This window comes from Streptomyces sp. NPDC085946, from assembly GCF_044540485.1.
Lineage (GTDB): Bacteria > Actinomycetota > Actinomycetes > Streptomycetales > Streptomycetaceae > Streptomyces.
The window spans coordinates 52415-61711 of record NZ_JBITSF010000027.1; the positions used below are offsets into that span (position 1 = coordinate 52415).

A 9297-nucleotide genomic window follows, 5' to 3' on the forward strand; every position below is an offset into this window, starting at 1 on the left:
CGCTCACTCCCCGCCGCGCAGGATCGAGTTGCCCTCGTGGGTGGCGCCCGTCTCGGCGACGGAGAGGTTCAGCCGGCCGCTGAGTCCGTAGAAGGCGACGGGGTTGCGCCACAGCACCCGGTCGACGTCGTCCTCGGAGAAACCCTCGGCCAGCATCAGGTCGCCGACCCTGCGGGTCTTGAGCGGGTCGCTGCGGCCCCAGTCGGCGGCGGAGTTCACCAGGACCTGCTCGGGGCCGTAGGAGCGCAGGACGGCGACCATCCGCTCCTCGTCCATCTTGGTGTCCGGATAGACGGAGAAGCCCAGCCAGCAGCCGCTGTCCCTGGCCTCCTTGACCGTGGTCTCGTTCAGGTGGTCCACCAGCACCCGGTCCACCGGCAGGGCGGACTCGCGGACGACGTCGAGGGTGCGGCGCAGACCGGCGAGCTTGTCGCGGTGCGGGGTGTGCACCAGAGCGGGCAGACCGTGGTCGGCGGCCAGCTGCAGCTGGGCGGCCAGCGCGGTGTCCTCGGCCGGGGTCATCGAGTCGTAGCCGATCTCCCCGACGGCGACGACCTGGTCCTTGACCAGATAGCGGGGCAGCTCGCCCAGCACCGGCACGCAGCGCGGGTCGTTGGCCTCCTTGGGGTTCAGGGCGACCGTGCAGTGGTGGGCGATGCCGTACTGGGCGGCGCGGAAGGGTTCCCAGCCGAGGAGGGAGTCGAAGTAGTCGAAGAAGGAGGCCGGGGAGGTGCGGGGCTGGCCCAGCCAGAACGACGGCTCCACCACCGCGCGCACGCCCGCGGCGTACATCGCCTCGTAGTCGTCGGTGGTCCGCGACGTCATGTGGATGTGGGGATCGAAGATACGCATCAGAAGTCCTGGGTGGTGAGGCGCAGGGCGCGGTCGAGATCCGCCGGGACGGGGCGCCCCACCGCACGGCGCTCGGCCGCGAAGTCGGTGAGCATGCGTGCCAGTTCGCCGTCTCCGGCCGCGCGACGCTCAAGGCCCGACACCTCGGCGAGGGGCACCCCGGTGAACAGGCACTTCAGGACGGCGTGCCGCCAGCTGTGGGCGTCCAGGTGCCGGGCGGCGTACGGGCCGACGGCGGCGGCGACGAGCCGGGTGTCGTTGGTGCGCAGGGCGTCCTCAACCAGCGGGAGGGCGTCCGGGCCCGTCACCAGGAACGGCAGGGCGTGCAGCACGGCGCGGCGTTCGGCGCCGGAACTGCGCGTGTACATCCGGGTCAGGGCGCCCACATCCGGCTGTGCCGCGTGCAGGAGAAGGACACGGGCGACGTCCTCGAGACTCCCGCAGTGCCGGCCTGCCTCCGCGAAGCGCAGTTCCAGAAGGGACACGGGGCGTCGTGACACGTGGTCCGCAGCGGCGACATCGAGTACCGCGTTCGCCAGCCAGGCCCGGGCCGGGGCGTCGAGGCGTTCCCACAGGACGGCGAGATCGTCGGTGAGCGATGGGGTCATGCGCGTGCTCCTTTCCCGAGGCCGCGCAGAAAGCGGAGGGATTCCTCGGCGAGCCCCGGGCCGGCATGGGAGTGCCGCGGCAGCTCCACGGTGACCAGGCCCTGGTAGCCGGACCGCGTGAGATCGCTGAGTGCCTCGAGGACCGGCGGGAAGTCGATCTCGCCCTCCCCGAACGGGAGATGTTCGTGGACGTCGCGGCGCATGTCCTCGATCTGGACGTGACGCACCCACGGCGCCGACGCTCGGACGCACTCGGCGGGAGACGCCGCCTCCAGACACTGGCAGTGGCCGATGTCCAGGGTCAGACCGAGCGCATCCGGACTGCCGAGCAGGCGGCGCAGGCGGTGGAAGTCGTCCAGGGTCGCCAGCAGATGTCCGGGCTCGGGTTCCACGGCGAGCGGAACCCCCAGGCTCCGCGCCGCGGCGAGGACCGGCGCCAGTTCGTCGGCGAGCCGATCCCAGGCCGTGTTCCGGTCGAGACCTTCGGGGAGGATGCCGCTGAAGCAGTGCACCGCGTGCGCCTCCAGGTCACTGGCGGCCTGCACGGCGCGCACCAGGAACCGGGCCCGGGCAGCGCGACCGTCCGGATCCGGGTCCAGGAGCGACGGGCCGTGCTTGCGGCGCGGGTCGAGCACGTAGCGTCCGCCGGTCTCGACGGTCACCGTCAGTCCTAGCCGCGCCAGCGTTCGGGACAGGCGTCCGGCACGGACGCTCAGGTCCTCCACCACGGGGTCGAGGTGCATGTGGTCGAGTGTGAGACCGACCCCGTCGTAGCCCAGATCGGCGAGAAGGAACAGCGCATCGTTCAGCCGCAGGTCCGTGAGGCCGTTGGTCCCGTAGGCCAGGCGCAGGGTCATGTCGGGCTCACCTTCCGGGAGAAGCGGTGTGCCATCGGCAGCAGCGCCATCACCGCCCCGCCGAGAACCGGGGAACCGGCGCGGGCGGCGAGAACTGCCTGGAGGGGGATGAGCGCGCCGATGCCGCCTCGCACTGCGCGTTGAGTGAAGGCGGGTGAGGAGTTGAGGACGGCATGCGCGTACGGACGGGTGGCCGTCGCGCCATAGGCGGTGGCGAGGGCGAGGACGGTGAGGGCGTGCGACGGGCTTCGGCCTCGTGCCGACTCGCCGCTGCGCGGGGCGATCGCCCGATGCTCGGGTGCGGTCAGGACCGCTCGTCCCACCGCGTCCGGTCCACCCACGGCGTCCGGCCCGCGCAGGCTGCGGAAACTCTCCCACCCGATGCCCGCGCCGATGACGACGCTCGTCGCCAGCGCGGCGAGGGGAGCAGCGCCGGAACCGCCTGTCGTCTCGTGCCGGGAGACCTGAGTCACGGCGTAGGTGTGTGCGGCGAGAGCGGCCGTGGAAAGGAGTACGGCGGGCCGAGGGCGTCCTCCGGCCGCCACCGCGCCCAGCAGCAGGTCCAGGCCCCGGGCGGCGGCCATGGCCGCCGGTCCCGCGAACGTGTGCTTGAGCTTCAGGTCGTACGCCCAGACGGTGGCGGCCAGCGCCCCGGCGACCGTGGCCGCCGGTCGGCTCGCGCGCGCCGCCAGCACCAGGCCCGCCCCCGTCAGCCCGATGGCCGCTCCCAGAGCGGCCGCCGGGCGTATCCGACCCGACGGGAGGGGCCGGTCCGGACGCTCGCGCGCGTCCTCGTCCTGGTCCGCCCAATCGTTCAGGGCCATGCCCGCCTCATAGAGGCACAGGGAGCATCCGACGGCGAACATCGCGCGTCGGTCGACGCGCACACCGGCTGCCGCCGCCCCGGCGAGCGCGTCCCCGGGGACCGTGAACAGTGCCGAGACCCGGAGCAGCCGGGCCCAGTCACGCGCTCCACTCATGTCCCCGCCGCCCGCAGCCGCTCCGCGAAGTCGAGCAGCGCCGTGTACTGTTCGGCGAGCGACGAAGGAGCTCCCGGAGCGGGGTCCTTGAAATAGAAGGCCAACTCGGGCAAGGGGCCGGCGAGCCCCGCTTCGTGCGCGCGGGCGACGAGTCGGACCAGGTCCAGCACGAGCGGTGCCGCGAGGGCCGAGTCGCACCCCTGCCAGATGGTCTGGAGCACCATCCGCGTGCCGAGGAAACCCTCGAAGGCGACGTGGTCCCAGGCCGTCTTCCAGTCGCCCATGGACGGCACGTCGTCGATGTGCACCACGCCCTCGGGGGTCGTGCCCAGGGTGTCGGCGAGGACCCGCTCCTTCCCCGCGTTCTTCGCGGCGGCGGCGGCCGGGTCGGCGAGCGCCGCGCCGTCGCCGCCGCCCAGCAGGTTCGTTCCCGACCAGGACCGTACGGTGAGCGCACGCTGCGCGAACATCGGGCCCAGCACCGAGCGCAGCATCGTCTGCCCCGTCTTGCCGTCCCGCCCGGCCACCGGAACGTCGTACGGTCCGGAGAACGCCGGATGGTGCAGTCCGGTCGACGGAGTGAAGTTCACGTACGAGGCGCCGGCGCCCAGTGCCGCGGCGGCGTACAGGGAGCTGGCCGGCAGCCGCCCGTCCCCTTCGCGGACCGCCGGCTCGGTGGACGCGACGTTGACCACCACGCACCGGGCCAGGTTGTTCCGCGTCCGGAAGGAATCGATGTCCGCTGCGAACTGGCTGATCAGCGCATCGTCGCTGCGCGGATCGGCCGCGAGCGGGCCACCGATCCGGATCTCGGCGTCCGCGGCGACGAGTTCACCGCCCACGGCCGCAGGCAGGTCGTACGGGAGGACCCCTTGTGCGGCGAGTTGCTCGGCCCGTTTCGGGAGCGGGCAGGAGACGACGTCGTGGCCGCCGAAGACCAGTGACCCAGGCTCCGGCAGACCGCAGCCGGCGAAGCGCGGACTCAGGGTCACCATCCCGACGGCCGGCTGCAGCCCGCCCGCGACGGCCGCGCATCCGGCGACCACTGTGGTGGCGACGGAGCCGCGCGCTCCGATCAGCCAGACTCCCGTACGTGGCACTGCCCGTGTCGACGTTGTCATCGCGAGCGCCTCCTTGCTGTTCCTGTGCGTGTGATGAGTGGATGGCCCGTGCCGAGGACGGTGACTCCACGCTCGGCACGGACCCGTTCATGGCGCCGGAGCCACCGAGCACGCGGGACGCCCGGCAGCGGACCGGCGCCCTGGCCCAGGACGCGCCTGTGGAAGGCGGAGAGGGGTCCTGGGCCAGGGTTCTGGGAGGTACGGGGCAGGAGCGATGCTCACCACTGCCGGCTGCCCCTCACCGTGGCAGGCCCACGGACGGAACCGGGTTCCGTGCCCCGGATGCGGTTCGGCGTCCAGGCGCCTCCCCGTGTGTCGTCGATACACCGGGTCGTCCTCCGTGCCGGAGCGGGAAGGCCGGCATCCGTCACGATGCACCATCCTTCGAGTGAGTCGATGGTGAACATAGCTTTCTTCTGCATGACTTGAAAGACCTTACGCAGCAGAAGACTTAACTTTCGCTTCCTATAAGACAAAGTCGGGTTACCTCCCCCTCAAGCGAGGGGACTCTCCCCAGGGCGAAGCGGAGCGATCCACTCCGACTACACCGGAGCCCGCGATTTGTCTTTGCTTCGTCGAAAGTGACTGTTCCGTTGTCGTAAGTTCTTCCCCGACCAAGAAAACGCTGCTAGGTTTCACCGCGCCAGGAACGGAAGAACGGGTCGGCGGCAGGAGGGCGACATGAGGCGCACGACGTCTTGGCCAGCCGACGCCCATCAGGGCTTACACCACGGACCGCCCGCAACATCGGCCGCGACCATGCCGATCCCCACGGACAGCCGTGCGGCCGTGACACCGGCTTCCTGAAAGCCCACGTCGGAGATGCCGCGCTCGCTCACGACGTGGCCGGTGACGCCGTCACCGGCCGGCCCGGGCACGGCCGCCGCAGCAGCAGCCCGTCCGATCGCCGGCAGGGCCCGTCGTCCCGGCTCGACGCCGCCCAGACCCGCCCCACCGTCGCAGCCCTGCGGACGGTGGGGCGCCTCGGCCACCGCCCGGCCACCACCACGACCGGGCTTCGCGAGCCGTCGGGCGCGGGAGCACCTGCCACGCGCCTCGCACGACGTCCGCACCGGCCACGAAGAACAGCAGCGCCCGACCTTGAGTCCCACCGAACCGAGGATCCATCCCATGCCGCCAACAACCCATCTCAGCGAATCAGCCGGCGTACCGGCTCCGCTGCTCAAGATGACCGGGATCACCAAGTCCTTCCCGGGCGTCCGTGCTCTCGCCGGCGTCGACCTCTCGGTCAACGAGGGCGAGGTCCATTGCCTCCTCGGCCAGAACGGCGCGGGAAAGTCCACCCTGATCAAGGTCCTGGCAGGTGCTCATCAGCCGGACGACGGCGAGATCGTCTGGCAGGGCAGTCCTACGCGGTTCAAGTCCCCGGTCGACGCCATGCGCCTCGGCATCGCGACCATCTATCAGGAGCTCGACCTCGTCGAGCACCTGTCCGTGGCGGAGAACATCACCCTCGGTCATGAACCGACGCGCGCGGGGTTCGTCGTGCGCCCCCGGGTCGCCCGGGAGAGCGCCGCCGCCCTGCTGGCGCGACTGGGCCACCCCGAGATCGATCCGGCGGCGCCGGTCGCCGATCTCTCGGCCGCGCAGCAGCAGATCGTCTCGATGGCCCGTGCGTTGTCCCACGACGCACGGCTGATCGTGATGGACGAGCCCTCGGCCGCTCTCGACCCGGACGAGGTCCGCAACCTCTTCCGCATCGTCGACAGGCTGACGGCCGACGGCGTGGCCGTCGTCTACATCTCGCACCGTCTGGAGGAGATCCGTCAGATCGGCGACCGTGTGACCGTCCTCAAGGACGGACGGTCCGTCGCCGACAGCCTGCCGACCCGGTCGACGCCCACCAGCGACATCGTCGCCCTGATGACGGGCCGCAGCGTCGACCACGTGTTCCCCTTCTCCCCTCGTACTGCCGACCCGGTGACCTCCGAGGTCCCGCCGGTTCTGAGGGTGCAAGGACTCTGCCTTCAGGGCGAGTTCGAGTCGCTGGACCTCGAGGTCCGGCCCGGGGAGATCGTCGGGCTGGCAGGCCTGGTGGGGTCCGGCCGTACCGAGATCCTGGAGACCGTGTACGGGGCCCGCCGGCCCACGTCCGGCCAGGTGTTCGTGGACGGCGAGGAGGTCCGGCCCGGCGACGTGCGGGCCGCCGTTCGCGCGGGGATCGGTCTGGCTCCCGAGGAGCGCAAGGCACAGGCTCTGCTGATGCTGGAGTCCGTCACCCGCAACGTCTCGGTCTCCACCCTCAGCCGATTCTCCCGCCTCGGATGGATCGACCGGACGGCGGAGCGTGCCGCGGCTCAGCAGGTGACGCGTGACCTGGTGCTCCGCCCGGACAACACGGACACCCAGGTCAAGAACCTCTCCGGCGGCAATCAGCAGAAGGCCGTCCTGGCCCGTTGGCTGCTCCGGGGATGCCGCGTCCTCCTACTGGACGAACCCACCCGCGGTGTCGACATCGGAGCCCGCGTCGAGCTGTACGCCGTGATCCGGCGCCTGGCCGACGAGGGCCTGGCCGTCCTCGTGGTCTCCAGCGAGATCCCGGAGGTACTGGGCCTCGCCGACCGCGTCCTCGTCCTTCGCGAAGGACGCGTCGTGCACACCTCCCCCGCACGCGAACTGGACGAACACCGCGTACTCGATCTCGTACTTGAAGGGAACCACGCATCATGACGCAGTCCGCGGCCGTATCCGCGGCCGAGAAGTCCGCTTCCGCCCCGCCGCCACAGCGCCGGCCCGCACTCGGACTCCGGCTCGACGTGCGCACGCTGTCGCTGCTCGGCGTGCTCGCGATCCTCGTGATCGTCGGCGGTGTCACCAAGCCGGACGAGTTCCTCGCCGTGAGCAATCTCCAACTCGTGCTCACCCAGGCGTCGGTGATCGGCGTGGTAACCGTCGGCATGGCCTTCGTGATCATCGGCGGCGGGATCGACCTGTCGGTCGGCGCCATCGTGGCGCTGGCCTCGGTCTGGGCGACCACGGTCGCGACGCAGGAGTACGGGTTCGCCGGGGTCCTGTTCACCGCCATAGCCGTGGGCCTGGGCTGCGGCCTGGTCAACGGCGTCCTCATCGCCTACGGCAGGATGGTCGCGTTCATCGCCACCCTGGCCATGTTCGCCTCCGCCCGTGGCCTCGCCCTGCAGATCACGGACGGCCGCACCCAGATCGTCACCATCCCCGAGATCCTCGATCTGGGCGAGAAGGACGCGTACGTCCTCGGTGTGCCGCCTCTCGTGATCGTCTTCGCGGTCGTCGGCGTCATCGGGTGGCTGGTGCTCAACCGCACGACGTTCGGGCGGCGCACCGTCGCCATCGGCGGCAACCCCGAGGCCGCCCGCCTCGCCGGCATCGACGTGCGGCGCCAGCGTCTGTATCTGTACCTGCTGTCCGGACTGTGCTGCGGCATCGCCGCCTTCCTGCTAATCATCCTGGCCGGCTCCGGCCAGAACACCAACGGCAACCTCTACGAACTCGACGCCATCGCCGCCGTGATCATCGGCGGCACCCTGCTCAGCGGCGGCCGCGGCAACATCACCGGCTCCGTGCTCGGCGTCCTGATCTTCACCACGATCACCAACATCTTCGCCCTCAACAACCTCCAGACCGCGACCCAGCAGATCGCCAAGGGCGCGATCATCGTCGTTGCCGTCCTCATCCAGCGCCGCACCGCCCACGAGTAAAGCGCCACCGCAAGGAGAGGCACCACCATGGCTCAGGAAATGAACCCCTCCCGCAGAAGACTGCTCATCGGCACTGCCGCCGTCTCGGCCGGCGCCATGCTCACCGCCTGTACCTCGAACGAGACCGGCGGCACCAAGAACGGCGCCGCGCAGGCTCCCGCCTCCAACGACAAGCCCGGCAAGCCGGTCACCATCGGCTTCGCCGGCCCGCAGGCCGACCACGGGTGGCTCAACGCCATCAACGTCAACGCCCACGAGCGCGCGGAGAGCTACAAGGACGTCACCCTGGAGATCACCGAGGGCTCCAACGACACCGCCCAGCAGATCGGCCAGATTGAGACCCTCATCAACAAGAAGGTCGACGTCCTGGTGGTCCTGCCCGCCGACGGCAAGGCGCTCACCCAGGTCGGGCTCAAGGCCATGCGGGCCGGCATCCCCGTCGTCAACCTGGACCGCATCTTCAACACCCCGCAGGCGTACCGCTGCTGGATCGGCGGCGACAACTACGGCATGGGCCTGAACGCCGGCCACTACATCGGCGAGAAGCTCAAGGACAAGCAGGGCGCCCGTGTGATCGAACTCGCCGGTCTCGACAACCTGGAGCTCACCAAGCAGCGCACCCAGGGCTTCGACGACGCGCTGAAGAACTACCCCAACATCCAGAAGGTGGCCCGCCAGGCCGCCGACTTCACCGTCGAGTCCGGGCAGGCCAAGATGGCCCAGCTGCTGCAGGCCCAGTCGAAGTTCGACGCCCTTTGGAACCACGACGACGACCAGGGCATCGGCGCCCTGCGCGCCATCGAGCAGGCGGGGCGCGACGACTTCCTCATGGTCGGCGGGGCGGGCTCGCTCGCCGCGTTCCAGGCCATCAAGGCCGACAGCAGCGTCCTCAAGGCGACCGTCCTGTACCCGCCGACCATGGCCGCCTCCGCGATCGACCTCGCCCGCGCCCTCGGCCAGAGCAAGGGGGTCGGCGGCCTCGCGGAGTTCGAGATTCCCTCCTCCATCGCGCTGTACTCGGCCGTCGTCGACAGGGAGAACGTCGACCGCTACATGTCGACCGGGTTCAAGTAAGCCCCTCGGAGGGTTCGCCCTCACCGTCGCCAAGGGCCGGGGGGGGGGGGGGGCCCCGCCCCCCCCCCCCGCCGGGGCCCGGCGAGACAAACAGAAAGGATCCCACC

General features: G+C 70.6%; 9 protein-coding genes. 3 read left to right on the forward strand and 6 right to left on the reverse strand.

Annotated features, from left to right (window positions below; translation table 11 throughout):
* Window positions 1-3: 3 nt before the first annotated feature.
* The 6 genes from ACIF8T_RS34540 to ACIF8T_RS34565 form a co-directional block, all read right to left on the reverse strand.
* Window positions 4-852: a TatD family hydrolase gene (locus tag ACIF8T_RS34540; RefSeq protein WP_400040668.1), complete on the reverse strand. Its 849-nt coding sequence runs from the start codon at window positions 850-852 to the stop codon at window positions 4-6.
* Window positions 852-1460 carry an EboA domain-containing protein gene (locus ACIF8T_RS34545; protein ID WP_400040670.1) on the reverse strand — a complete coding sequence of 203 codons (609 nt, stop codon included), beginning with the start codon at window positions 1458-1460 and terminating at the stop codon, window positions 852-854. Before ACIF8T_RS34545 ends, ACIF8T_RS34540 begins: the two co-directional genes overlap by 1 nt.
* Window positions 1457-2317 (reverse strand): sugar phosphate isomerase/epimerase family protein, encoded by an 861-nt coding sequence (locus tag ACIF8T_RS34550; protein ID WP_400040672.1) that lies wholly within the window; start codon window positions 2315-2317, stop codon window positions 1457-1459. The genes ACIF8T_RS34545 and ACIF8T_RS34550 overlap by 4 nt, the downstream gene beginning before the upstream one ends.
* On the reverse strand, window positions 2314-3297 hold the full coding sequence (locus ACIF8T_RS34555) for an SCO3242 family prenyltransferase (RefSeq protein WP_400040674.1): 984 nt from the start codon (window positions 3295-3297) through the stop codon (window positions 2314-2316). Before ACIF8T_RS34555 ends, ACIF8T_RS34550 begins: the two co-directional genes overlap by 4 nt.
* The gene (locus ACIF8T_RS34560) at window positions 3294-4418 is read right to left on the reverse strand and encodes an inositol-3-phosphate synthase (protein ID WP_400040676.1); all 1125 of its coding nucleotides are present in this window, start codon (window positions 4416-4418) and stop codon (window positions 3294-3296) included. Before ACIF8T_RS34560 ends, ACIF8T_RS34555 begins: the two co-directional genes overlap by 4 nt.
* 716 nt (window positions 4419-5134) lie before the next feature.
* The gene (locus tag ACIF8T_RS34565) at window positions 5135-5410 is read right to left on the reverse strand and encodes a hypothetical protein (RefSeq protein ID WP_400040677.1); all 276 of its coding nucleotides are present in this window, start codon (window positions 5408-5410) and stop codon (window positions 5135-5137) included.
* Between the two features lie 196 nt (window positions 5411-5606).
* Between ACIF8T_RS34565 and ACIF8T_RS34570 the strand changes: the two genes are divergently transcribed.
* The 3 genes from ACIF8T_RS34570 to ACIF8T_RS34580 are packed head-to-tail and all read left to right on the forward strand — an operon-like array spanning window position 5607 to window position 9190.
* Entirely contained in the window at window positions 5607-7109 is a 1503-nt protein-coding gene (locus tag ACIF8T_RS34570; RefSeq protein WP_400040679.1) for a sugar ABC transporter ATP-binding protein, read from the forward strand.
* Window positions 7106-8116 (forward strand): ABC transporter permease, encoded by a 1011-nt coding sequence (locus ACIF8T_RS34575; protein WP_400040681.1) that lies wholly within the window; start codon window positions 7106-7108, stop codon window positions 8114-8116. The genes ACIF8T_RS34570 and ACIF8T_RS34575 overlap by 4 nt, the downstream gene beginning before the upstream one ends.
* Before the next feature lie 27 nt (window positions 8117-8143).
* Entirely contained in the window at window positions 8144-9190 is a 1047-nt protein-coding gene (locus ACIF8T_RS34580) for a substrate-binding domain-containing protein (RefSeq protein ID WP_400040683.1), read from the forward strand.
* Window positions 9191-9297: the final 107 nt, after the last annotated feature.

Coding starts and splice junctions, on each gene's coding strand:
- ACIF8T_RS34560 (WP_400040676.1), bottom strand. CDS start 4,418: ATGACAACGTCGACACGGGCAGTGCCACGTACGGGAGTCTGGCTGATC.
- ACIF8T_RS34540 (WP_400040668.1), bottom strand. CDS start 852: ATGCGTATCTTCGATCCCCACATCCACATGACGTCGCGGACCACCGAC.
- ACIF8T_RS34550 (WP_400040672.1), bottom strand. CDS start 2,317: ATGACCCTGCGCCTGGCCTACGGGACCAACGGCCTCACGGACCTGCGG.
- ACIF8T_RS34575 (WP_400040681.1), top strand. CDS start 7,106: ATGACGCAGTCCGCGGCCGTATCCGCGGCCGAGAAGTCCGCTTCCGCC.
- ACIF8T_RS34545 (WP_400040670.1), bottom strand. CDS start 1,460: ATGACCCCATCGCTCACCGACGATCTCGCCGTCCTGTGGGAACGCCTC.
- ACIF8T_RS34570 (WP_400040679.1), top strand. CDS start 5,607: ATGACCGGGATCACCAAGTCCTTCCCGGGCGTCCGTGCTCTCGCCGGC.
- ACIF8T_RS34555 (WP_400040674.1), bottom strand. CDS start 3,297: ATGAGTGGAGCGCGTGACTGGGCCCGGCTGCTCCGGGTCTCGGCACTG.
- ACIF8T_RS34580 (WP_400040683.1), top strand. CDS start 8,144: ATGGCTCAGGAAATGAACCCCTCCCGCAGAAGACTGCTCATCGGCACT.